The organism is Caballeronia sp. EK, from assembly GCF_014384845.1.
Taxonomy (GTDB): domain Bacteria; phylum Pseudomonadota; class Gammaproteobacteria; order Burkholderiales; family Burkholderiaceae; genus Caballeronia; species Caballeronia jiangsuensis.
Genome location: NZ_JACSUE010000004.1, coordinates 580,689 through 606,652, shown reverse-complemented (window position 1 = coordinate 606,652; position 25,964 = coordinate 580,689). Strand labels below are relative to the sequence as shown.

The window sequence follows — 25,964 nt, the reverse complement described above, 5'->3', positions numbered from 1 at the left end:
CTCTTGCTCAGGAGCCCCATTTTGCCTTTGAACGTTCTGCTGGTCGCCTCCGAAGCCGTACCGCTCGCCAAGACCGGCGGACTCGGCGACATGGTCAGCGCCTACGCCGCCGCGCTGCGCGAAGCCGGCGTCGATGCCACCATCCTGCTCCCCGCCTACCCGAACGCGATCGCTCAGGCGGAAGGTCTGAGCAAGGTCGGCACGCTCACAGGCCTGCCCGGCGGCGATGCGGCGCTGTTGCGCGGCCGTATGCCCGACACCGGCGTGCCCGTGTTGCTGCTGCGCTGTGACGCGCTCTATGCGCGCACCGGTCTCTATCAGGACGCGCAGGGCCGCGACTATCCGGACAACGCGATCCGCTTCGCGACGCTCTCGGCCGCCGCCGTCAGGATCGCCGAAGGCGTGCGCGGCGTGAAGAAGCCGGACATCGTTCATGCGCACGACTGGCATACGGGCCTCACGCCGCTCCTGATGAAGCACGCGGGCGTGCACGCGAAGAGCGTATTCACGATCCACAATCTCGCATTCCAGGGCAACTACGCGCTCTCGCTTGGTGCGTCGCTCGGCGTGCCGGAAAAATGGCTGGTGCATGCGCTCAGCGATCCGCAGAGCATCGAGTTCTATGGCGCGCTGAGTCTGATGAAAGCGGGCATCGTGCACGCCGATCGCGTGACGACCGTCTCCGAAACCTACGCGCGCGAGATTCTCACGCCGCGCTTCGGGCATCTGATGGAAGGCGTGCTGCAAAGCTGCGCGGACAAATTGCTGGGCGTCGTGAACGGCATCGACGAAGCAACGTGGGATCCCGCGGCCGATCCGCTCATCGAACGCAATTATTCATTCGACGACATGCGCGGCAAGCACGCGTGCAAGCGCGCGCTGCAACGCAAGTTCGGCCTGCCTGTCGATCCGTTCGCGCCGCTCATGGCGATCGGCAGCCGCATGACCGGTCAAAAGCTCGCCGATGTCGTGGTCGAGGCGCTGCCCCGGCTGCTCGAAAAACATCCGCGACTGCAACTCGCGGTGATCGGCAAGGGCGAAGCGTATATCGAGGCGGGCTTCAGGAAGCTCGCGCAGGAATGGCCGGATCGCGTGGGCGTGTATATCGGATATGACGAACGGCGCGCGCATGCACTGCACGCGGGCGCGGATCTTCTGCTGCACGGCAGCCGCTTCGAGCCGTGCGGACTGACGCAGATGTATGCGATGCGCTACGGCACGTTGCCGATCGCGTCGCGCGTGGGCGGCCTCGCGGACACGATCGTCGATGCGGCGCAAAACGCGGCGCATGGCGTGCGCGACGTGCTGCGTCCATCGGCGTATCTGCGCGACGGCACGCACGACATGCCGATCGCGTCGATCCCCGCGCCGCGCGCCTCGCACGCGCCCACGGGCTTTCTCTTCGATGGCGAACGCGCCGCCGATGTCATCGACGCCGCGAGCCGCGCCCTCGATGCCTACATGCGTCCGCAAGTGTGGCGCGCGCTGCAGCGCAACGCGATGTCCTGCGATTTCGGATGGAACGAAGCCGTGACGACGATGGTCGCACTGTACGTCGGGCTGAGCGACGCGCGTCCGAGCCGCTCGACATTGCGTGCGCGCCGTGTTCCGGACGTCATGCAGGCACCCGCGCAGACCCACGCGCAGGACGCGCGTTCGCTTGCGCGCACCGCATGAGCATGGGCGGCGCAGTTGCTCCATAGTAGTGCCTTGATGCAAAGCCGAACCGGGCATTCGCAAGGGGCGCGGCACGCAACGTGCTGCCTCGCCCCGTGCGACGACCGAAGGAAGTCCCTTCAAGAACGATCGAAGGGAATGCTCCGAAGGAAATCACTTGGGATCGTGGCGCCCACCGTGAGCGCGGCCAGCGCTCGATGCACGGTGCATCGCGATACGCGGCCAGGCAGGCGTCGATTCACGCGGCGCCAGGGTGTAATCTGAGTTCCGCCTGAGCGCCGCGCGATTCCGTATGTGCGGACCGGCTCTTCAGCAGTTTGGCCCGTGAGCGTGATCGCGATTGATGCCCGCATCCCCGCCACCGCAGGACGACTCTGGAAAAGACGAACGATGGAAAACCATCAAGCTCATCATGCGTACGCGCCGCGTATTTACTTCATCGATCCCCTGCTCGTCGGCCCGCTCGCGAACTGGCCCGACCAGTTCAGACATGCGGCCGCGCTCGGCTTCGATCACGTCCTGATCGGCTCGCCGTTCGTGCCCGGCAGCAACGGGCACCGCGAAGCCGTCGCGGATCATCATCGGCTGCATCCTGTTTTCGAATCCGATGCGAGCGCATCCGATGGCCTGCGCCAGCTCGCCGACGCCGCGAAGAAACACAAGCTCACGCTGCTCGTCGATATCGTGATCGATCGCGTGAGTGCGGAAGGCGGGCTCTATCAGGAGAACAAACACTGGTTCCAGCCCTTCGAGAGCGCCGATGCGCGGCTCGATCCGCGCAAGCCGCCGCGTCAGCGCGATGTCGCCTGGGCGAACTTCGCCGATGGCGAGTCCGCGCATCATCTGACCGAATGGTGGGCGCGCGAGCTGAACCTGCTCGCCGATGCGGGCGTCGGCGGCTTTCGCTTCGATTCGCCCCATGCGGTGCCCGCGCACGTGTGGCGCAGACTCGGCGCGGCGGTGCGCGAGAAGCATCCCGAGACGCGCTGGCTCGCATGGACCGTCGGCGTCACGCGCCATGATCTGCATGGTCTCGCCGACGCCGCGTTCGACGCCGTGTTCGCATCGACGCGCTGGTGGGACTTCAAGAGTGCGTGGCTCTTCGACGAGCACGCGGCGCTGTCGCGCATCGCATCGCCCATCACGTTTCCCGAAGATCCGTTCGGCGCGCGGCTCATCAGCGATCTCTCCGACACGAGCGACACCGCGCTCGTCGAACGCGCCTACACGCGCGTGCTCGACACCGCCGCCGCGCTCGGCACCGGCATCATGGTGCCGATGGGATTCGAGTATGGCGTCGGCCTGCCGATGTCGCCGCAATACGGCGTCGCCGCCGAATACGAACGTGCGAAGAACGAGAAGCGCATCGACCTCACGGCACGCGTCAAACGTGCGAACGACTTGCAACGCAATGTCGCCACGCTGTCGAGCGTCGGCGAACTGCGGGCGCTGACGGGCGCGGGCACGCCGTACGCGGCGCTGATCCGCGCGGACGGCGGCGATCTGCGCCACAGCAACGACGCCGTGCTCGCCGTGATCAATCCCGATCTCGTCGCGCCCGTGCATGTCGATACGCTGCATCTGCTTGAGTCGGTGCCGGGCAATTACACGCGCTTCGCGCTCATCGACGATTCCATGGGGAAGGCCGAACGTCTCGCGCCGTTCACGCTGAAGGCGGGCGAAGTGCGGCTCTTCCGCGCCGAGGCCGAGCCCTTCATCCTGCTCGCGCAGCCGCAGGTGAAACGCGGCGCGAAGACCGCCGACAAGAAGGCGGTGACCGAGGCGATCGCCGCGCCGCGCGTGTCGATCGAAAGCGTGACGCCTTCGGTCGATCATGGGCGCTTTCCGGCGAAACGCATCGTCGGCGAAGCGGTGGAGATCCAGGCTGCGATCTTCGCGGAAGGCCACGACAAGATCGCCGCTGCCGTGCAATGGCGCGCCGCCGACGAAACCGACTGGCACGAAGCGCCGATGCGCGCCGTGCAGCCCGCCGGCCTCGATTTGTGGAGCACGCGCATTCCGCTCGAACGCGTGGGCCGTCACGAGTTCGTCGTGATGGCGTGGCGCGACGATTTCGCGTCGCTCGTCGATCACATGCAGAAGAAGCTGAAGGCCGGGCAGACCGTCGAACTCGAAGTCGAGGAAGCGAAACATCTGTTCGCGCTGATCCTCGCCGAAGTCAAGACCGCCGACGATCCCGACAGCGACAGCGCGCCGCTTGACGCAATCGTGAAGGAATTCACCAAGGCCGACGACGCGCGCAAGCTCGAACTCACGCTTGCGCCCGCCACCGCGAAGGCCATTGCAGCGGCGCGGCATCGTCCGTTCCTGTCGCGCGATCCGGTCGTGTATCGCGTCGATGCGGAACGCGCCGCCGCGCGCTTCGCGAGCTGGTACGAGATCTTCCCGCGTTCTATGAGCGACGACGTAAACCGTCATGGCACGTTCATCGACGTGATCGGCAAGCTGCCGCGCATCCGCGAGATGGGTTTCGACGTGCTCTATTTCCCGCCGATCCATCCGATCGGCGTCGCGAATCGCAAGGGCAAGAACAACACGCTGACGGCAGGTCCGGGCGATGTCGGCAGCCCGTATGCGATCGGCGGCAAGGAAGGCGGACATACCGCCGTGCATCCGGAGCTCGGCAATCTCGACGACTTCAAGCGCATGCTCGAAGCCGCGCATGAGCACGGTCTGGAGATCGCGCTCGACTTCGCGGTGCAATGCTCGCCCGATCATCCGTGGCTCAAGGAACATCCGACGTGGTTCGCATGGCGTCCCGACGGCACTTTGCGTTATGCCGAGAATCCGCCGAAGAAGTATCAGGACATCGTGAATCCGGACTTCTATGCGCAGGACGCGAAGCCCGATCTATGGATCGGCTTGCGCGATGTCTTCCTGCACTGGATCGCGGCGGGCGTGCGCATCTTCCGCGTCGACAATCCGCATACGAAGCCGTTCCCGTTCTGGGAATGGGTAATCGGCGACGTGCGCGCGCGCCATCCCGACGTCATCTTCCTCTCCGAAGCGTTCACGCGGCCGCGCGTGATGAATCGTCTCGCCAAGCTCGGCTTCTCGCAGTCGTACACGTACTTCACGTGGCGCGAGAGCAAGCGCGATTTCATCGACTACATGCACGATCTCACGCAGACCGACGCGAAGGAATTCTTCCGCCCGAACTTCTTCGTGAATACGCCGGACATCAATCCGCGCTTTCTGCAAAGCTCCGGGCGTCCGGGCTTCGTGATTCGCGCGGCGCTGGCGGCGACCTTGTCGGGCTTGTGGGGCGTGTACAGCGGCTTCGAACTGTGCGAGTCCGCCGCGCTGCCGAACAGCGAGGAGTATCTCGACTCCGAGAAGTATGAAATCAGGGCGTGGGACTGGAATCGTCCCGGCAATATCGTGACCGAGATCACCGCGCTCAATCGCATCCGCCGCGCGAATCCCGCGTTGCAGACGCATCTCGGCGTGAACTTCCTGCCCGCGCATAACGATCACATTCTGTTCTTCGAGAAGGCGAACGCGTCGCGGGACAACGTCGTGCTCGTCGCGATCAATCTCGATCCGTTCAACGAGCAAGGCGCGGATATCGAGTTGCCGTGGCAGACGCTCGAACGCTGGGGCGTGCACGAAGGCGATGCGCTCGCGGTCGAGGATCAGGTGACGGGCGAGCGATTCGAATGGCGCGGACGGCGTCAGCACGTGCGGCTCGATCCGCATTCGCTGCCGTTCGCGATCTGGCGCATTTCACCGACATGGGGCTTGCCGAAGCCGCAGCCGGACAACGAAGGATGAATCCTCAGCAGCGAACGAGAGCACACGAATAACAAGGGCGAATAGCGATGCATTCAGCCCATAAGGACATTGGAGCGAAACCGTGGATACAAGGGTGAAGCGCAACAAGAAGGCCTCGATTCTCAGCGACGATCCGCTCTGGTACAAGGACGCGATCATCTATCAGGTTCACATCAAGTCTTTCTTCGATGCGAACAACGACGGCATCGGCGATTTCCCCGGCCTGCTCGCGAAGCTCGACTACATCGCGGAACTGGGCGTCGATACGATCTGGCTGCTGCCGTTCTATCCGTCGCCACGGCGCGACGACGGCTACGACATCGCGGACTACCGCAACGTGCATCCGGACTACGGCACGATCGCGGACGTCAAGCGCTTCATCCAGGAAGCGCACGCGCGCGGCATCCGCGTGATCACCGAGCTCGTCATCAATCACACGTCGGACCAGCATCCGTGGTTTCAGCGCGCGCGGCATGCGAAGCCGGGCTCGAATCATCGCAACTACTACGTGTGGTCCGATACGGACAAGAAGTATGAAGAGACGCGCATCATCTTCATCGACTCGGAGCCGTCGAACTGGACGCACGATCCGGTCGCGGGCCAGTACTACTGGCATCGCTTCTATGCGCACCAGCCCGACCTGAACTTCGACAATCCCGCGGTCCTGAAGGAAGTGCTCTCCGTGATGCGCTTCTGGCTCGACATGGGCATCGACGGGCTGCGGCTGGATGCGGTGCCCTATCTCGTCGAGCGCGAAGGCACGAACAACGAGAACCTGCCCGAAACGCACGACATCCTGAAGAAGATTCGCGCGACCATCGATGCGGAGTATCCGAACCGCATGCTGCTCGCGGAAGCGAACCAGTGGCCGGAAGACGTGAAGGAATATTTCGGCGACGAGGACGAATGCCACATGGCGTTCCACTTCCCGCTGATGCCGCGCATCTACATGTCGATCGCGAGCGAGGACCGCTTTCCGATCACCGACATCATGCGTCAGACGCCCGATCTCGGCACGACGAATCAATGGGCGATTTTCCTGCGCAACCACGACGAGCTCACGCTCGAAATGGTCACGGACTCCGAGCGCGACTATCTGTGGAACACGTATGCGAGCGATCGCCGCGCCCGCCTTAACCTCGGCATTCGAAGGCGTCTCGCGCCGCTCATGGAACGCGATCGCCGCCGCATCGAACTGATCAATTCGCTGCTGCTGTCGATGCCCGGCACGCCCGTCATCTATTACGGCGACGAGCTCGGCATGGGCGACAACATTCACCTGGGCGACCGCGACGGCGTGCGCACGCCGATGCAATGGTCGTCCGATCGCAATGGCGGTTTTTCGCGCGCCGATCCCGAACAGCTCGTGTTGCCGCCGGTGATGGGCTCGCTCTACGGCTACGACGCGGTGAATGTCGAATCGCAGAGCCGCGATCCGCATTCGCTGCTGAACTGGACGCGCAAGATGCTCGCGGTGCGCCGCTCGAAGCACGCGTTCGGACGCGGCACGATCCGCTTCCTGCGGCCCGCGAATCGCAAGATCCTCGCGTATCTGCGCGAGCTCGAAGGCGAGCCGCCGATTCTGTGCGTCGCGAATCTTTCGCGCGCGCCGCAGGCGGTGGAGCTCGACCTGTCGGAGTTCGATGGCTCGGTGCCGCTCGAAATGACCGCCGATTCGCCGTTCCCGGCCATCGGCAAGCTCACGTATCTGCTGACGTTCCCGCCCTACGGCTTCCTGTGGTTCCAGCTTTGCCCGGGCAACCTGCGTCCGGCGTGGGCGCAGGCGCCGTCAGAGCAGTTGCCCGAATTCGTGACGATGGTGATCCGCGCGGGACAGACCGGTCCGACGCCCGAAAACGTGCGCCTGCTCGAATCCGAAGTGCTGCCGAACTACCTGAGCAAGCGCCGCTGGTTCGCGTCGAAGGATCAGAAGCTGCATGGCGTGCGCCTCGCCGCGCTGACGACGATCGAAGGCGCGGGCTTCGCGTTCACCGAGATCGAAGCCGATGTCGGCGATCATTGCGAGCGCTACGTGCTGCCGCTTTCCATCGCGTGGGGCACGGAGACGACATCGCCGCTCTATATGCAGCTCGCGCTGGCGCGGGTGCGCCGCAACCGCAACATCGGGCATCTGACCGATGCGTTCTCGGTGCCGCAATTCACCTATGGCGTGATGCGCAAGCTGAAGGAACGCGCGGTCGTGCCGACGGTGCAAAAGAGCGAGATCCGTTTCATTCCGACCGAGCGCCTCAACGAGCTCAACTACTATCCCACCGATCTGCCCGAGATCCGCTGGCTCGCGGCCGAGCAGAGCAACAGCTCGCTCGTAATCGGCGACAAGGTCGTGCTGAAGCTCGTGCGGCGAGTTGTCGGCGGCATTCATCCCGAAGCGGAGATGAGCCGCTATCTGACGAAGCTCGGCTATGCGAACACCGGTCCGCTCTATGGCGAAGTGGTGCGTGTCGATCCGCAGGGCGTGCCGCATACGCTCGTCATCCTGCAGGGCTTCATCGACAATCAGGGCGATGCGTGGAACTACGCGCTCGACTATCTGCGCCGCACCGTCGATGAACTCGCGGTCGTGGTGGAATCGGAAGAACACACGGCGGAGCGCGATGCGCAAACCGAAGGCTTCTCGGGCTACGGCAACATCGCGGGCGTGATCGGCAAGCGGCTGGGCGAGCTGCATGTCGCGCTCGCATCGCCGACCGAAGACGAAGCCTTCGCGCCGCAACGCGCGACGCCCGAGGACGTGAAGGGCTGGATCGACGGCACGCTGAAGCTGCTCGAATCGGCGCTCGATATCCTCGCGCAGAAGTTCGGCGAGTTCAACGAGCACGACCGTTTCCTCGCGCAGAGCCTGCTCGATCGCCGCGCGCTGCTCGTCGATGCCGTGAAGAAACTCGTCGCGGCCGGCGCCGATGCGCTGTGCATCCGCATTCACGGCGACTTCCATCTGGGCCAGGTGCTGATGGCGCAGGGCGATGCGTATCTGATCGACTTCGAAGGCGAACCTGCGCGCGCGCTCGAGGAGCGCCGCAGGAAGACGAGCCCGCTGCGCGACGTCGCGGGACTGCTGCGTTCGCTGTCGTATGCGAGCGCGGCCGCGCAATCGACGACTGAGAACGCGCCCGCTCAGACCGCGGATCGCAAGCGCGCGCTGTTCGAACGGTTGCGCGCCTTCGCCGAGGAGAGCTTCTTGCGAGAGTACATGGCGGCGATCGCATCGTCGCCTGAAACGATCGCGGCCGAAGACGTTTTCGAACCGTTGCTCGATCTCTTCCTGATCGAAAAGGCCGCCTACGAAATCCGCTACGAAGCAGCGAACCGGCCGACCTGGATCGGCCTTCCGTTGCGGGGTCTCGCGTCGCTCGCGAGCCGCTTGCTGGGAGACACGGGCGAGCCGCCCGCTCCGGGCACGCGACCCGTATTCGGAGCAACCAAGGACAATCCGGATGGAACCCACCATGAACAATCGTAGCGATCCGGCGGATTCCAGAAATCCCGCGCACGGACTCAATCCGCTCGACATCGACGCGCTCGTCGAGGCAAGGCATCCCGACCCGTTCTCGATGCTCGGCCTGCATGAAACCGATCGGGGACATGTCGTGCGCGTGTTCCTGCCGGGAGCGTCGTCGGTGAGCGTGACGGATTCGGGCAACGGCGAGCACATCGGCTCGCTCGCGCGCATCCACGATGCGGGTCTCTACGCGGGCTTCGTCGAACGGCCGACGGCGTATCGCCTGCAGGTCGACTGGCACGGCACGCCGCAGGAAACGCACGACACGTATTCGTTCGGCCCCGTGTTGTCCGATGAATGGCTCGATCGCCTCTCGCAGGCGGACCCGTATGCGGTGCTCGAATGCCTCGGCTCGCGGCCGGTCACGCACGGCAATGTGGCGGGCGCGCGCTTCGCGGTATGGGCGCCGAATGCGCGGCGCGTGTCCGTGGTCGGCGACTTCAACACATGGGATGGCAGGCGTCATCCGATGCGCCTGCGTCACGGCGCGGGCGTGTGGGAGCTCTTCATTCCGGGCATCGGCGCGGGCACGCGCTACAAGTACGAGATCGTCACGCGCGACGGCCACACGCTGCCGCTGAAGGCCGATCCCTGCGCGATGCAGAGCGAGAAGCCGCCGTCGACGGCATCGGTGGTCGCGGATGCGGATGCGATCGATCACTACGCATGGACCGATGCCGACTGGATGAGTACGCGCGGCGGCAAGCAGACGCCGCAATCGCCGATCACCATTTACGAGGCGCATGCCGAATCGTGGCTGCGCGTGCCGGAGGAAGCCAATCGCGGCATGAACTGGCACGAGCTTGCCGAGCGCCTGATTCCGTATGCGAAGGGCATGGGCTTCACGCACCTCGAATTCATGCCGATCGCGGAACATCCGTTCGGCGGCTCGTGGGGATATCAGCCGCTCGGGCAGTTCGCGCCGTCCGCGCGCTTCGGCACGCCGGAGCAGTTCGCGGAGTTCGTGAACCGCGCGCACGAGGCGGGGCTCGGCGTGATCATCGACTGGGTGCCGGCGCATTTTCCGAACGACGCGCACGGTCTCGTGCAGTTCGACGGCACGCCGCTCTACGAACATGCGGACCCGCGCGAGGGGTATCACCAGGACTGGAACACGATGATCTACAACCTCGGCCGCAACGAGGTGAGCGCGTTCCTGATTGCGTCGGGGCTCGCGTGGCTGAAGCGTTATCACATCGATGGATTGCGCGTCGATGCGGTCGCGTCGATGCTGTATCGCGACTATTCGCGCAAGGCGGGCGAGTGGGTGCCGAATATTTACGGCGGGCGCGAGAATCTCGAATCGATCGCGTTTTTGAAGCGGCTGAATCATGAAGTGCGGCAGATTCCGGGCGCGATTACCGTGGCCGAGGAATCGACGGCATGGCCGGGCGTGACGGCGAATGTCGAGAGCGGTGGCCTCGGCTTCGACTTCAAGTGGAACATGGGCTGGATGCACGACACGCTGCATTACATGCAGGAGGATCCGGTTTATCGGCAGTATCACCATCATCTCTATACGTTCGGGATGGTGTATGCGTATTCCGAGCGCTTCGTGCTGCCCTTGTCGCATGATGAAGTGGTGCACGGCAAGGGGTCGCTCATCAACAAGATGCCGGGCGACCGGTGGCAGAAGTTCGCCAATCTGCGCGCGTATTACGGCTTCATGTGGACGCATCCGGGCAAGAAGCTTTTGTTCATGGGCGGCGAATTCGGGCAGTTCGCGGAGTTCAATCACGATGAATCGCCGCATTGGCATCTGCTCGACGATTCGCTGCATGGCGGTTTGCAGAAGCTCGTGCGCGATCTGAATCATCTCTATACGAGCGAGCCTGCGTTGCACAAGCTGGACAGCGATGCGCGCGGGTTCGAGTGGATCGTCGGCGATGACAATGCGAACAGCGTGTATGCGTATCGGCGCACGGATGCCGAAGGGCGTGATCTTGTCGTCGTGTGCAATATGACGCCGGTGCCTCGGCTGGCTTATCGGATAGGGTTGCCGCGGCGCGGGCGTTGGAGTGAGGTGTTCAATTCGGATGCTGCCATTTATGGCGGATCGAATACCGGGAACGGCGGGGTCATTCATTCGGATGACTATCCGAGTCATGGGAAGGAACAGTCGGCGGCGTTGACCTTGCCGCCGTTGGCGACGATTGTTTTGCGAGCGGATTGAGGGTTTTTTGCGCGGGGCTTTCGTGGAATCCTGATTTCATGTCGGTCTATTAGCACTGCCCCTCCCCGGGGCGGGGGTTACTTTCTTTGCTGCTGCAAAGAAAGTAACCAAAGAAAGCAGCTTCTCACCGCCCGCGGTCACACGCAGTTTGGTCACGCTTGCCAGCCGCCCGTGGCACTCGCCTAAGTGTGGCTCTCATAGGCCCCACCGGGCTTGGATCGCGCACGGTCTGACGCGCTATAAGTTATAGCGCGCTGGTTCAGCACAAAAGAGCTTCGGCACTGCGCTACGCGCTGCCGTTGGGTCCGCAAGGGAAACCAACGGAGAACATGTGCAGTGCATTGAGATGGCGGTGTTTGCAAAGAAGCACGCGCCGACCCAATTGACCGGTCGGCCGCGTAGCGGGCCGGAGCCATTTGGTGCTGAACCAATTTGTTCTGTGGTGCGATGTGTCAGACCGTGCGCGAGCCAAGCCCGGTCAGTCCTTCGAGGGCGACACTTAGGCGAGTGTCACCGTGGGCTGGCAAGCATGACCAAACTGCGTGTGACCGCGGGCGGTGAGAAGCTGCTTTCTTTGGTTACTTTCTTTGCAGCAGTGTATGGACCGGAGACATGGGTAACACCTGTTCCAGGACATGGGTAACACTTCGGACGAATGGTTCGTCCGGAGTAGATCATGACCTGGGATAGCAAAGACATCATGGAACTGCGACTTGAATTCGTGGAATTCGCCATCCGAGAAGGGGCCAATCGGCGCGCCTTGTGTCGCCAGTACGGCATCAGCGCGAAGACGGGGTACAAGTGGATCAGGCGCTTCGAGCAAGGCGACACCGCTTTGGCCGATCAGGGCCGACGGCCCGTGCATAGCCCCTCGCGTACCGCTGCCGAAGTAGAGGCACGCGTGGTCGAACTGCGTCAAGCGCATCCCGCCTGGGGGGCGGCCAAGCTTGCCAGGCGCCTGAGCGATCTGGGTTGCGCTCAGACGCCTTCGCCGAGCACCGTGACGCGCATCCTGCATCGGCAAGGCTTGATCACCGCTGAGAGCAGCACCGAGGCCTTGCGATGGCAGCGCTTTGAACACGAGCATCCCAACGATCTGTGGCAGATGGATTTCAAGGGCTATATCGAACTCGACAGTGGACGACGTTGCTTGCCGTTCACGGTGCTTGACGATCATTCGCGCTTCGATCTGGCGCTCGATGCGTGTGGCAGCACGCCCACGCGGGTTGTGCGTGAGCACTTGCGCGCGGTGTTTCGCCGTTACGGGTTGCCGCTGCGCATCAATGCGGACAACGGTCCGCCATGGGGCAGCCCTGCGCGACCCGGACAACTGACTGCGCTGGCGATCTGGCTGATCCGCCTGGGCATCCGACCTTCGTACAGCCGGCCCGGGCATCCGCAGACCAACGGTAAAGACGAACGGTTTCATCGGACGCTGAAGGCGGAACTGCTCGCGGGTCGGCACTTCAAGAGCCTGAAGAGTATCCAGCAAGCCTTCGATACGTGGCGCCAGATGTACAACCACGAGCGCCCGCATCAGGCGCTGGGCATGGCCACGCCGATCTCGCGCTATCAACCCAGCCCGCGAGCGTATCCGGAGCGTCTGCCGCCGATCGAGTACGGCGACGCAGACGTGGTGCTTCGCGTGGGCATCAACGGCGAGGTGCGCTTCAAATCGCAATGCTTCAAGGTTTCAAGTGCGCTGGCTGAGCTGCCCATCGCGTTGCGCGCATGTAGCGAAACCGACGGCTGCTACGACGTGTACTTCGCTCATCATCGAATCGATACCATCAACTTGAAGGAGCGCGGCAAAAGGAGCTAAATGTGTTACCCATGTCCTGACACACCTGTTACCTATGTCTCCGGTCCATACACAGCAGCAAAGAAAGTAACCCCCGCCCCGGGGAGGGGCAGTGCTAATAAACCGACGCGAAATCAGGATTCCACGACAACAAGCCAGAACCCAAAAGCGCGCTACCGCACAGACAAACAACCGCAGCAAATAACCCCACAACAACCCAAAACCGCACCCGAAACAAAGGCATAAACTTACCGAACCGCCAAAAAAAGGCAAAAAACCAAAGGACCGCCCACATGGCAAATGCACTCCCCGACAAGTTGCTCCCGGGCGCACCCTACCCGCTCGGAGCCAACTGGGACGGTCTGGGCGTCAACTTCGCGGTATTTTCATCGAACGCGCACCGCATCGAGGTCTGTCTCTTCGACAGCACCGGCCGCAAGGAACTGATGCGTTTCGATCTGCCCGAGTGCACCGATGAAATCTGGCATGGCTATCTCCCCGGCGCGCATCCCGGCACCGTCTACGGTTTCCGCGCGCACGGCCCGTATCAGCCGCAGCAGGGCCATCGCTTCAATCCGCACAAGCTGCTGCTCGACCCCTACGCCAAAAAGCTCGTCGGTCCGTGGCGCTGGTCGGACGCGCTCTTCGGCTATCGCGTGCATTCGAACCGGCTCGACATGTCGATGGATCGCCGCGACTCCGCACCCGCGATGCCCAAGTGCATCGTCACCGACGACGCCTTCGACTGGTCGCGCGACGTGCGCCCCGACACCCCGTGGGGCGAAACCATCGTCTACGAAACGCACGTGCGCGGCACATCGATGATGCGCAACGACATCCGCCAGCACGAACGCGGCACGTTCGCGGCGCTCTCGTCGCCGTGGTTCATCGAGCACCTGCAGAAGCTCGGCATCACCGCCGTCGAGTTCCTGCCGGTGCACGCGTTTCTGAACGATCGCTTTCTCGTCGAGCGCAGTCTCAAGAACTACTGGGGCTACAACACCGCCGCGTTCTTCGCGCCCGAGCCTTCTTATCTCTCGACGCATCGCCTGAACGAAATGCGCATCGCCGTGCGCCAGTTGCACGCGGCGGGCATCGAAGTGTTTCTCGATGTCGTCTACAACCACACGTGCGAAGGCAACGAACTCGGGCCCACCGTCTCGTGGCGCGGCCTCGACAACGCAAGCTATTACCGCCTCATTCCAGGCGACGAACGCCATTACATCAACGAGACCGGCTGCGGCAATACGCTGAACCTGTCGCATCCGCGCGTGCTGCAAATGGTGATGGATTCGCTGCGCTACTGGAGCACCGCGTTCAACATCGACGGCTTCCGTTTCGATCTCGGCGTGACGCTCGGCCGCGAAGGACACGGCTTCGATCCGGGCTCGGGCTTCTTCGACGCAGTCCGCCAGGACCCGGTGCTCTCCACGCGCAAGCTCATCTCCGAGCCGTGGGACATCGGGCCGGACGGCTATCAGGTCGGCAATCATCCGCCGGGATTCGCCGAATGGAACGACAAGTATCGCGATGGCGTGCGACGTTTCTGGCGCGGCGATTCCGGCATGCGCCCCGATCTCGCCGCGCGCCTCACCGGCTCCGCGGAACTCTTCAATCGCCGCTTCAGGAAACCGTGGGCGTCGGTGAACTTCGTCGCGTCGCATGACGGTTTCACGCTCGCCGATGTCACCGCCTATTCGCACAAGCACAACGAAGCGAATCAGGAAGGCAACAACGACGGCCACAACGAAAACTGCAGCGCGAACTGGGGCATCGAAGGCCCCACCGACGACCCCGCGATCCTCGAAGTGCGCGCACGTCTCGCCCGCTCGATGGCCGCGACGACATTGCTCTCGCTCGGCACGCCGATGCTGCTCGCCGGCGACGAATTCGGCCGCACCCAGCAGGGCAACAACAACGCCTATTGCCAGGACAACGAGATTTCCTGGCTCGACTGGGACGCGGCGCAGAGCCCGCAAGGCGTCGAGATGACGGCGTTCGTCGCAAGAGTTATTGCACTGCGCAAAAACTACCCGGTGCTGCGCGAAACGCGCTTCCTTTACGGCGACCGCGAAGTGCTGCCGGGACTCTACGATGTGAGCTGGTTCGATGAACGCGGCAACGCGCTCGCGATCGAAGCATGGCAGGACCCCGAAGGCCGCGCGCTCACGCTGCGGCGCGCCGGCCCGGGCATCGACGGCGAAATCGATGTGCTGCTCATCATGTTCAATGCATCGTCGCAGGCGCTCGTATTCACGCCGCCCGCGCCGCACTTGGAATGGAACGTGCTCCTTGATAGCGCGGAGCCCGACTCCGTGACGCGGCCGCTCGTCGGCAGCGAAGTGGAACTGGCGCCGCACAGCATCGTGGTGATGCTGGCCGAGCCGACCGGCGAGGCGGACTGGCAGGCGGTCTGGATGGCGGGCGCGCATCAGGGTCCGCGCCTTCTGACGGCGCTGCCGCCCGATCCCGGCACGATTGCGTCGCATCGTGAGCCTGAAACCGATTCGCCCCACTGACACTCGCAGTCCATCGCAGCAATACAGGCAGGAAATCATGTCCGAACGTCCGATCGATCCGCACAAGCATCATCATGCGTATTGCCTTCCTTTCGGCGCTCATCTGACGGGCGCAGTGCGCGAGAATCCGCGTACGCGCTTTCGTTTCTGGGCGCCATCGCGCGATGCCGTGCAAGTGGAAATCCAGCGCGCGGGCGGCGCGCCCGAACTCGTCGACATGCAGTCGACCGGCGACGGCTGGTTCGAAGCAGAAGCCGACGGCGGCGCGGGCACGCTGTATCGCTATCGGCTGGACAAGGATCTCGCCGTGCCCGACCCCGCTTCGCGCTTTCAGCCGCAGGACGTGCACGGCCCGAGCGAAGTCGTCGATCCGCGCGCATATCGCTGGACGCACACGAACTGGCACGGCAGGCCGTGGGAAGAAACCGTGCTGTACGAACTGCATGTCGGCGCGATGGGCGGTTTCGCGGGCGTCACCGCGCGTCTGCCAGAGCTCGCGCAACTGGGCGTGACGGCCATCGAACTGATGCCGCTCAACGATTTCTCCGGCACGCGCAACTGGGGCTACGACGGCGTGCTGCCCTACGCGCCCGACTCGGCGTACGGCCGTCCCGAAGATTTGAAGAAGCTCGTCGATACGGCGCATGGTCTCGGCCTGATGGTCTTTCTCGATGTGGTCTACAACCACTTCGGCCCGGACGGCAACTATCTGAACGCGTATGCGAAAACCTTCTTCCGTGAAGGCGTGCACACGCCGTGGGGCCCGGCGATCGATTTCGAGCGCCCGCAAGTGCGCGATCTTTTCTTCGACAATGCCCTGTATTGGCTCAACGAATACCGTTTCGATGGCCTGCGCCTCGATGCGGTGCACGCGATCAACGACGACGAATGGCTGCGCGAGCTCGCGCAACGCGTGCGCAGTTCTGTCGAGGCGAGCCGTCATGTGCATCTCGTGCTCGAGAACGAGCACAACACCGCGAATCTGCTCGAAACGCATTTCGACGCGCAATGGAACGACGACGCGCACAACACGCTGCACGTGCTGCTGACCGGCGAAGACGAGAGCTACTACGGCGCGTATTGCGACAAGCCGATCGAAAAGCTCGCGCGCGTGCTGACGGAAGGTTTCGCGTATCAGGGCGATCCGTCGCCGATACACGACGGCAAGCCACGCGGCGAAAAGAGCGCGCATCTGCCGCCGACACGCTTCGTGATGTTTCTGCAAAACCACGATCAGATCGGCAACCGCGCGATGGGCGATCGCCTGCGCTCGCTGACCGACGACGAATCGCTCTTTGCCGCAACGGGCCTTTTGTTGCTGTCGCCGCAGATTCCGCTGCTCTTCATGGAAGAGCAATACGGATCGAAGCAGCCGTTCCTGTTCTTCACCGACTATCACGATCAGCTCGCCGACGCGGTGCGCGAAGGCCGCCGCAAGGAGTTCGCGAAGTTCTCCGCATTCACCGATGAAAAGCGCCGCGCGCTGATTCCCGATCCGAACGACGCGAAGACCTTCGAGATGTCGTCGCCGAAGCTGTCCGATAAACAGGACGAAGCGGACCGGCTCGAATGGCTGCACTTCTATCGCTCGGCGCTTACGGTGCGCGCGAAGCTCGTCACGCCGCGTCTGAAGGGCGCGAAATCGCTCGGAGCGGATGTGCTCGGCGACAAGGCGCTCGTCGCGCGCTGGAAGCTCGGCGACGGCGAGACGCTGAGCGTCGCGCTGAATCTCGGCGAGAGCGCCATCGCGTTGAAGGAGCAGCCGCCGGGCAAGCTCGTCTTCGAGACGCCGGCGCGCGCACAGGATCGCGCGCGTGACGGCGAACTCGGCGGCCGCACGTTCCTCGCATGGCTCACCGGCGAGGTGAACGAATACGCGATCGCGCACGACGCGCGCCGCTTCGAACCGGCATCGGCCGAAGGGAAGGTCTCGTGAGCGCCGCCGCCAGCAACCCGAACGACACGAAGGCCGCGCGCCCCGTGAGCAGCATCGAGGCGCTCGCGGAACGCGCGGGCTTCGAGATCGAATGGAAGGACGCGCACAAGATCATGCAGCGCGTGCCGGAGACGACGCTACGCAGCCTGCTCGAAAAGCTCGGCCTGCCGTGCGGCAACGCCACGCAGATCAGACAGAGCATGGCCGCCGTCGATGCCGAGATGAGCGGGCGCAAGCTGCCGCCGCTCATCACCGCCGAAGTGGATCGCGGCATCGCGCTGCCGGTGTCGGCGGCGAAATCGGGGGCGCGCTATCGCATCGAACTGGAAAGCGGCGCGGTCATCGACGGGCGTTTCACGTCGCCCAAGGGCGAGATCGCGCTGCTCTCGCCGATCGCGGAGCCGGGTTATCACACGCTCGTCATCAACGACCATCACACGACGCTCGCGGTCGCGCCCGCACGCTGCTACACGATCGACGATGCGTGGCGCACGCTCGACGAAGACGCGGCGAACTCGACTCACGCGCCGCCGCTGTGGGGCGTCGCGGCGCAGGTGTACGGCTTGCGGCGCAACGGCGATGGCGGCATCGGCGATTTCACGGCGCTGGCGTCGCTCGCGACGCAGACCGCGAAGCGCGGCGGACATGCGGTCGCGATCAGCCCGATGCACGCGATGTTCAGCGCCGAGCCGGACAAGTTCAGCCCTTATTCGCCGTCGTCGCGGCTCTTTCTCAACATCGCTCATGTCGATCCCGCCGCCGTACTCGGCGCGCCCGCCGCGCGTGCGGCAATCGAGAAAGCGGGCGTGGCGCAACAGCTCGCCGAACTCGAAGGACTTGCGCTGATCGACTGGCCGCGCGCATCGAAGGCGCGGCTCGCGATCCTGCGCGCGCTCTTCGATACGTTCTCCGAAGACCGCGATTCGCCCTTCGCGAAGGACTTCGCCGATTTCGTCGATAAAGGCGGCCGCCCGCTCGAAGATCATGCGCGCTTCGAAGCGCTGCAGGCCGCGCAGATCGCTGCGAACGGCGAAGGTCACTGGCGCAACTGGCCCGACGCCTTGCGCGATCCGCGCAGCGCCGAAGTGACGGAATTCGCGAACGCCAACCGGCGCGAAGTCGATTTCTATCTCTTCACGCAATGGCTCGCCGCGAAGGGACTCATGCACGCGCAGCACGCCGCACGCGATGCGGGCATGGCCGTGGGCCTCGTCGCGGACCTCGCGGTCGGTTGCGACAGCGCGGGCAGTCACGCGTGGTCGTATCGCGAGGAGATGCTCACGGGCGTGTCCGTCGGCGCGCCGCCCGATCTCTTCAATCAGGCAGGGCAGTCGTGGGGACTCACGACCTTCTCGCCGCGCGCGATGCGCACGCAGGGCTTCGCGGCGTTCATCGACATGCTGCGCTGTGCGTTCGCGCGCGCGGGCGGCATCCGCATCGATCATATTCTCGGCTTGCGCAGGCTCTGGCTCGTGCCCGAGGGCGAAAGCGCGAAGGACGGCGCGTATCTGCGCTATCCGCTGGAGGACATGCTGCGGCTCATCGCGCTGGAATCGTGGCGGCATCGCGCGATCGTGGTCGGCGAGGATCTCGGCACCGTGCCGCCCGGCTTTACGGAGCGCTTGCAGGAGCACGGCTTGCTTGGCATTCGCGTGCTGTGGTTCGAACGCGAAGTGGACGGCCCGGGCTTCAAGCCGCCGCGCGAATGGGACAGCGGCGCCACCGCGACGACGACGACACACGACCTGCCGACCGTCACCGGATGGTGGCGCGGCGAGGACATCGTGTGGCGCTCGAAGATCGGCCAGACGATGGCGCGCGCGGATGGCCGCGACGCCGTCGAAGTGGCGCTCGAGGAGCGCGGCGGCGATCGCGAGAATTTGTGGCGCGCGTTTCAGGACGCGGGCATCGCACCGGACGACGTGGCTGCGCCCGACATCGGCAATGCGCCCGTCGATGAAGCGCTCGCCTTCGTCGCCGCGACGCCCGCGCCGCTCGTCACGTATCCGCTCGAAGACCTGCTCGCGCTGGCGGAGCAGCCGAACCTGCCGGGCTCGATCGACGAGCATCCGAACTGGCGCAGGCGGCTCGCCCTGCCCGTCGACGAGCTGTTTCTCGACGATGCATTTTCGGACCGCCTGCTCGCCGTCGACACTGCGCGCAAGCGCTCCGTGCAACCGAACGAACACACATCGAAACCCGAATCACCATGACCGTACCGCGTTCCACGCTCAGGCTTCAGCTTCACAAGGGCTTCACTTTCGACGATGCCGCCGCGCAAGTGGACTACTTCGCGCGGCTCGGCGTGAGTCACGCCTACGTGTCGCCGATCACGACCGCGACCGCCGGCTCCACGCACGGCTACGACGTCGTGGACTACACGTCGGTCAATCCCGAACTGGGCGGCGAAGACGGTTTGCGGCGCTTCGTCGAGAAGCTGCGCGCGCACGAGATGGGCCTCATCGTCGATATCGTGCCGAATCATATGGGCGTGGGCGGATCGGAAAACGCGTGGTGGCAGGACATTCTCGAATGGGGCCGGCACGCCGCGCACGCGCGATTCTTCGACGTCGACTGGCATTCGCCCGATCCCGCGTTGCGCGGCAAGGTGCTCGCGCCGTTTCTCGGCGGCGCCTATGGCGACGAGTTGCAGAACGGCAAGATCCGGCTCGCGTATCGCGCGGACGAAGGGCGTTTCGTCATCGAGTACTACTCGAACGTGTTTCCGGTTTGCCCGGTCGATTACCCCGCCGTGTTTCAGGAAGCGCCGGAGCTTGCGCAACGCTTCGTCGGCCTGACGACGCAGCCGACCGATCAACCGCGCGCCGCCGATGCGCGCACCGCGCTCGTCACCATCGCGCAGACCGAAGGCGGCCGTGCCGCGATCGAAGCAATCCTCGCCGCGCACGCGCCCGACACGCCCGCGGGCCGCGACCGGCTGCATCGGCTGCTGGAGCGCCAGCATTACCGGCTCGCATGGTGGCGCACCGCCGCCGACGAAGTGAACTGGCGGCGCTTCTTCGACGTGAGCACGCTGGGCGGCGTGCGCGTCGAGCGGCCCGAGGTGTTCGAGGCATCGCATGCGCTCGTCTTCAGGCTCTTCACCGAAGGTCTGATCGATGGCGTGCGAGTCGATCACGTCGATGGGCTCGCCGAGCCGCGCGAGTATTGCCAGCGCCTGCGAACGCGGCTGGAAGAGCTGTCGCAAGAGCGTCCCGAGGCGTTGCGGCACGGCAATGGGCACACGTATTTCGTCGTCGAGAAGATACTCGCGCGCGGCGAACCGTTGCGCCGCGAGTGGCAGGTCGATGGAACGACCGGCTACGACTTCATGAATGATGTCGGCGCGCTGCTGCACGATCCGGCGGGCGCGCAGCCGCTCGCCGCACTGTGGGCCGAGATCACGGGCAAAAGCGCGTCTTTCGCCGACGAAGCGCTCGCCGCGCGCCGCAAGATACTCGCGGAGAATCTGTCGGCCGAACTGGACCGCGTGACGCGCGCTTTGCATCGAATCGCGCGGGATGCGCATACCACGCGGGATTTCACGTTCACGTCGATCAGGCGCGCGGTCGCGGAACTCGTCGTGCAGTTTCCGGTGTATCGCATCTATCCCGTGAGCGGCGTGCGCAGCCCCGAGGACGAACACTTCTTCTCGAAGGCGCTCGAAGCCGCGCGCGCCGTGCTTGCGCGTGCGGATCATGTCGTGCTCGATCAGGTCGCGCAATGGCTCGGCGGCAAGCTGCCCGATGAATTGCCGCCGCAACCGGAGCGCAACGAACGTCCCGAGCGTGGACGGGATCGCGCCGCGGAGCGCAATCGCGAGCGCGATCGCAATCAGGCGCCGGCGACTCAGACGCCGCCGTCATCGAGCGGCTCGCAGCGGCGCGCCGCGCAGACGCTGTTCTCGCAACTCACATCGCCGGTGGCGGCGAAGGCCGTCGAGGATACGGCGTGTTATCGCTACGGACGCCTTATTTCGCGCAATGAAGTCGGCGCGGATCCGGGCGAGTTCGCGCTGTCCGTCGATGCGTTTCACGCGGGCAATCGCGAACGCTTCGATGCGTTTCCGCACGCGATGCTCTGCACGGCGACGCACGATCACAAGCGCGGCGAGGATGTGCGCGCACGCATCGCGGCATTGAGCGAGATTCCCGATGAATGGGCCGCGACGCTCCGGCAATGGTCCACTTTGAACACGCCGCTGCGACGCGGCCCGAGCGGCGGACACGGCGAGACGAGCGATGTCAATGACTGGGCGCCGGGACCGGCTGCGGAGGCGATGCTGTATCAGACGCTCGTCGGCTGCTGGCCGATGACGCTCGAACCCGACGACGAGGCAGGCGTTCACGCGCTCGCGGAGCGTGTCGCGGGATGGCAACTGAAGTCGCTGCGCGAGGCGAAGTTGCGTACGAGCTGGTTTGCGCCCGACGAAGCTTATGAGAATGCGTGCAAGGATTTTCTGTTCGATATCGTCGCGCCGCAGCGGCGCAATGGCTTCCTGCAGGAGTTGCCGGCGTTCGTCGCGCGCATCGGACCGCTTGGTGCGATCAACAGTTTCCAGCAGACGCTTTTGCGACTGACATCGCCTGGTGTGCCGGATCTTTATCAAGGCACGGAGTTGTGGGACTTTAGTCTCGTGGACCCGGATAATCGCAGGCCTGTCGATTATGAATTGCGTCGGCAGTGGCTCGCTGAAGTCGAAGAGAAAGGACCGCCTTCGGAGCAGTTGGCGAACTGGCGCGACGGGCGTGTGAAGCTGTCGCTCGTGAGGCGGGCTTTGGCCTTGCGCAAGCATTGCGAGTCGTTGTTCGCTCAGGGCGAGTATGTGGCGCTCGACGTGCAGGGCGAGCATGCGGGGCGGGTGATTGCGTATGCGCGGCATGCGGGGAGCGCGTATGCAATCGTGATTGCTACGCGGCTCGCGGCGCCGTTGTTAGGCGCGGGATGTGACGTGCCGATCGTTGAGGCGGAGCGTTGGGGCGATACTTCGGTCGTGCTGCCCGAAGCGCTGCATTCGCGTGCGTTGTTCGACTGGTTGAGTCCGAATGCGCCCAAGGCTGAGGGTGAGAGGTTGTTTTTGCGCGATGCTTTGGGGGTGATGCCGGTGGCTTTGCTCGTTGAGGAAGGTGTGCCGAAGGTTTGAGGGGTTGGGTTGGGTCGTGCGTTCGCGCGTTCTTCTCGCGTGGAATCCTGTGTTCGTGTCGGTCTATTAGCACTGCCCCTCCCCGGGGCGGGGGTCACTTTCTTTGCTGCTGCAAAGAAAGTAACCAAAGAAAGCAGCTTCTCATCGCCCGCGGTCACACGCACGTTGGCCATGCTTGCCAGCCGCCGGCGGCACTCGCCTAAGTGTCGCCCTCGAATGACTTACCGGGCTTGGATCGCGCACGGTCTGACGCTCCAAATGTTTTAGCGAACTGGTTCAGCACAAAAGAGCTTCGGCACAGCGCTACGCGCTGCCGTCGGGTATGCGAGGGAAACCATCGAAGAAGAAGCACGCGCACACCCGATTGACCCATCGGCCGCGAAGCGGGCCGGAGCTATTTGATGCTGAACCAGTGAGGCAAAACATTTGGTGCGGCAGACCGTGCGCGAGCCAAGCCCTTGTCTGCTTGTGAGGGCACTCTCTACTGCCGGGCCATTCAGCCAATCGCCTGTGCCGCGGCCGGTGTGAAGTGCTTAGGCTGGGGAGAGCTGTTTCTTTGGTTACTTTCTTTGCAGCAGCAAAGAAAGTGACTGCCGCCCCGCACAGGGGCAGTGCTAATAAACCAACACGAATACGGGATCCGGCAAAAGCACAAAAACCCCAGCGCAAGCGAACAACCCCAGTCAATCGGCTTCCTCAAGCGCCTCCTCCCGCGGATAAACCCGCACCAAAACAATCCTCGGCCCCTTCATCTTCTTGACCACGATATCGAACCGATCGAACTCGACCCGTTGCCCTTCGGAGGGCAAATCCCCCAGCGCATTGATGACGAGCCCGCCAACCGACTCCGCGCGCCCTTCATCGATATCGATGCCGAGCGCCCGCTCAAGAGAAACCACCGGCAAGCTCCCCTTGCCCATCAACGTGCCGTCGTCCATACGCGACCAGTCGGCATCGCCCTGACGAAACTCGTCGTGAATCTGTCCGACAAGCGCGCCAAGCAGGTTATCGAGCGTGATGAAGCCGATGGGCTTCGCCCCCTTGCGCCCGACGATCGCCAGATGCGGCGCGCCCTTGCGAAAGCGTCGAAACAGTTCGAGCGCCGACAGGTTCGGCGCGACATATTGCACCGGCCGCACATGCCGCGACAGCTTGTCGATCTTCTCGGCGGCATCCTTCGAAAAGGTGAAGTGGAAGCCGCGCGGAGCGCCATCGCCCGCAAGCAACAAGTCCTTCAGATGGATCATGCCGATCACGCGCTCGCCCGATGCATCGGCGAAAAGCGGATAGCGCGAAAAGCGATGCCGCGAGATCACGGCGAGGTTGTCGCGCATCGGCAAATCATTGCGCAGTCCGACGAGTTCGTGCGCCGGACGCATCAGGTCAGACACCGTCATGCGGCTGAAGTCGAGCGAATGCGCGATCGTGTTCCACTCGTCCTCGTTATACGAAGACGCGCCGCCATGACGCCGTCCGCGCAGGATCAGCTTGAGCTCGTCGGTGGAGTAATGCGCATCGTGTCCGTGTTCCGCCGATATGCCGAAGAGCCGCAGCACGAAGTTCGCACTCGTGTTCAGCACCCAGATGAACGGGTACATCAGCCAGTAAAAGCCGTAAAGCGGCGTGGCGAGCCACAGGCCCACCTGCTCCGCGCGACGAATGGCCCAGGACTTGGGCGCCAGTTCGCCAACGACGATATGCAAAAACGAAATGACCGTGAACGCGAAGAAGAGCGACACCGTCTCGATGAGCTTCTCCGATTCGACGCCGAGCAGCGAGAAGAGCGGATGGAGCAACGTCGCGAATGCGGGTTCGCCGATCCAGCCGAGCCCGAGCGATGCCAGCGTAATGCCGAGCTGACATGCGGACAGATAGGCATCGAGCTGCCCGTGCACCTTCGCGAGCAGTCGGCCAGGAAGGCCGTTGGTGCGCGCGAGCGCCTTGACGCGCGTGGGCCGCAGCTTGACGAGCCCGAACTCCGCCGCGACGAAGAAACCATTCAGCGCGACGAGCAACAATGCGCCGATCAGCGCGACAACCTGAGCCAAAGCAACTCTCTTCGAAAGTGGAAAGCGTCAGTATATGGGCGACAGCTGATCGAAAGTCAATTTACATCCCCGCGACCGGCACGCGCACCGACAGCGTGACCTCCGCGTTATCCGCGATGTCGCTGTGCTCGAACGCGCCGCCATGCGCCTCGGCCACGCGCTTGCACAGCGCGAGGCCCCACGCAATGCGACCGCCTTCGCGCGGCTCCAATGCCTGCCGGCGCGCGAAGGCTTCGAGCACATGAGGCGATGCCGGATCGCCAAGCGCCCGCGCCGACGCGCTGAAGCGCACGTCCGTGCGCCACATGCTACCCTCGATATTGCTCGCCGCACGCACAGCCGCGCCCGACGGGCTCGCCTCGGCGGCGAATGCAAGCATGAGCCAGAGCGTCTGCAACAGACGCTCTGCATCGCCTTCGAGTTGTTCTTCCGCAAGCGGCGAGTCGATCTCGATCGTCACGCCACGCGCACGCGCCACGCTGGCACGCGCGAGCGCTGCGCTCTTTTCGAGCAGCGGACGTAACGCGACGGGCGCGAGCGCGACTTGCAACGCCTTGGTTTCGGCGCGCGTCGTATCGACCGACTGCTCGATCAGCTTCACCTGCTGCTCGACGCCCGATCGAATACCCGCGAGCGCGCGCTGCGCGGCGGGATCGTTGGCGTCGACCTTTCGTTCGAGCACGTAACCCCAGCTATGGATCGCGTTGAGCGGTCCGCGCAGATCATGCGACACGACCGACAGCACATGATCGCGCATGAAGAGCGCGGCCTCGGCACGCAAATGCGCGACGCGATCGGCGCCGCCATGTTCGTCATCCGATGTGCACGCCGCCGCCGACACGATCAGCGTCACGCAATCCGGACCCGGCAGCGCGATGATCGAGAAGGCGCGCATCGCGTCGCCCTCGCCGAACGTCACATGCGCGCGGCGCGTGCCGTTGCCCGCGAGCGCGGCATCCGCAGCCGCGGCGAGCGCGGCGGTGAGCGGACGGGGCAACGGGGTATCGGCAAGCAGGCGGCCGCTCAGCGCAGCGGGATCGAGATCGAAGAGATGGGTGAAGACGGCGTCGGCGGAGAGGCATCGCTGGGCGGCGTCGAGCACCAGCACGCCGTCGTTTCCTGCGACGGCCGCATCGAAAGCCTTGTCGCCTTCGGGCTCGACCGTACTGGAAAAAGACGTTGTCACGGTTATGGTTCCTTGCGTGTTTCGGTGTTGCGGTTGATGTCGCGAGATGCGCCGCCGCACTGCTCGTCTGGCCTGAAGAATGGGCCGGCGGATGAAGCCCCTGCAGGTCATTATATGTGAGCGCCTACGACGCACGCGGCGGGCGCGCCGCGCGCCCCGCCGCCAG

The 25,964-nt window shown here is 64.2% G+C and carries 11 protein-coding genes; 9 read left to right on the top strand and 2 right to left on the bottom strand.

From position 1 onward, the window contains the following. The first annotated feature begins 21 nt into the window (after positions 1 to 21). The 9 genes from glgA to treY all read left to right on the top strand — a co-directional run bounded on the left by glgA (position 22) and on the right by treY (position 22,564). Complete coding sequence (gene glgA / locus IAG25_RS15020; protein WP_187605542.1) at positions 22 to 1,677, top strand: glycogen synthase GlgA; 1,656 nt, start codon at positions 22 to 24, stop codon at positions 1,675 to 1,677. Positions 1,678 to 2,067: 390 nt separating this feature from the next. Beyond that, positions 2,068 to 5,472: a maltotransferase domain-containing protein gene (locus IAG25_RS15015; protein WP_187605541.1), complete on the top strand. Its 3,405-nt coding sequence runs from the start codon at positions 2,068 to 2,070 to the stop codon at positions 5,470 to 5,472. A gap of 94 nt (positions 5,473 to 5,566) precedes the next feature. Further along, entirely contained in the window at positions 5,567 to 8,953 is a 3,387-nt protein-coding gene (treS, locus tag IAG25_RS15010) for a maltose alpha-D-glucosyltransferase (RefSeq protein ID WP_187605633.1), read from the top strand. Further along, a complete protein-coding gene (gene glgB / locus IAG25_RS15005; RefSeq protein WP_187605540.1) occupies positions 8,940 to 11,165 on the top strand; it encodes a 1,4-alpha-glucan branching protein GlgB in 2,226 nt (741 codons plus the stop codon). The genes treS and glgB overlap by 14 nt, the downstream gene beginning before the upstream one ends. A 676-nt stretch (positions 11,166 to 11,841) precedes the next feature. After that, positions 11,842 to 12,987 carry an IS481 family transposase gene (locus IAG25_RS15000; protein ID WP_187605539.1) on the top strand — a complete coding sequence of 382 codons (1,146 nt, stop codon included), beginning with the start codon at positions 11,842 to 11,844 and terminating at the stop codon, positions 12,985 to 12,987. A gap of 272 nt (positions 12,988 to 13,259) precedes the next feature. Further along, the gene (gene glgX, locus IAG25_RS14995; RefSeq protein ID WP_187605538.1) at positions 13,260 to 15,485 is read left to right on the top strand and encodes a glycogen debranching protein GlgX; all 2,226 of its coding nucleotides are present in this window, start codon (positions 13,260 to 13,262) and stop codon (positions 15,483 to 15,485) included. Between the two features lie 37 nt (positions 15,486 to 15,522). Next, positions 15,523 to 17,421, top strand: a complete 1,899-nt coding sequence (gene treZ / locus IAG25_RS14990) for a malto-oligosyltrehalose trehalohydrolase (protein ID WP_187605537.1) — start codon at positions 15,523 to 15,525, stop codon at positions 17,419 to 17,421. Beyond that, positions 17,418 to 19,634, top strand: coding sequence for a 4-alpha-glucanotransferase (gene malQ, locus IAG25_RS14985; protein WP_187605536.1), 2,217 nt, complete (start codon positions 17,418 to 17,420; stop codon positions 19,632 to 19,634). Before treZ ends, malQ begins: the two co-directional genes overlap by 4 nt. After that, positions 19,631 to 22,564, top strand: a complete 2,934-nt coding sequence (treY, locus tag IAG25_RS14980) for a malto-oligosyltrehalose synthase (RefSeq protein WP_187605535.1) — start codon at positions 19,631 to 19,633, stop codon at positions 22,562 to 22,564. The genes malQ and treY overlap by 4 nt, the downstream gene beginning before the upstream one ends. A 683-nt stretch (positions 22,565 to 23,247) precedes the next feature. Here treY and IAG25_RS14975 read toward each other — a convergent pair. After that, positions 23,248 to 24,612, bottom strand: coding sequence for a hemolysin family protein (locus IAG25_RS14975; RefSeq protein ID WP_187605534.1), 1,365 nt, complete (start codon positions 24,610 to 24,612; stop codon positions 23,248 to 23,250). 61 nt (positions 24,613 to 24,673) lie between these two features. Further along, positions 24,674 to 25,798, bottom strand: coding sequence for a sensor histidine kinase (locus tag IAG25_RS14970; RefSeq protein WP_309243941.1), 1,125 nt, complete (start codon positions 25,796 to 25,798; stop codon positions 24,674 to 24,676). Positions 25,799 to 25,964: the final 166 nt, after the last annotated feature.

What these genes read in the sequence shown, in the direction of transcription:
- treY (WP_187605535.1), top strand. Translation starts at nt 19,631, where the DNA reads ATGACCGTACCGCGTTCCACGCTCAGGCTTCAGCTTCACAAGGGCTTC.
- treZ (WP_187605537.1), top strand. Translation starts at nt 15,523, where the DNA reads ATGTCCGAACGTCCGATCGATCCGCACAAGCATCATCATGCGTATTGC.
- glgB (WP_187605540.1), top strand. Translation starts at nt 8,940, where the DNA reads ATGAACAATCGTAGCGATCCGGCGGATTCCAGAAATCCCGCGCACGGA.
- IAG25_RS15015 (WP_187605541.1), top strand. Translation starts at nt 2,068, where the DNA reads ATGGAAAACCATCAAGCTCATCATGCGTACGCGCCGCGTATTTACTTC.
- glgX (WP_187605538.1), top strand. Translation starts at nt 13,260, where the DNA reads ATGGCAAATGCACTCCCCGACAAGTTGCTCCCGGGCGCACCCTACCCG.
- IAG25_RS15000 (WP_187605539.1), top strand. Translation starts at nt 11,842, where the DNA reads ATGACCTGGGATAGCAAAGACATCATGGAACTGCGACTTGAATTCGTG.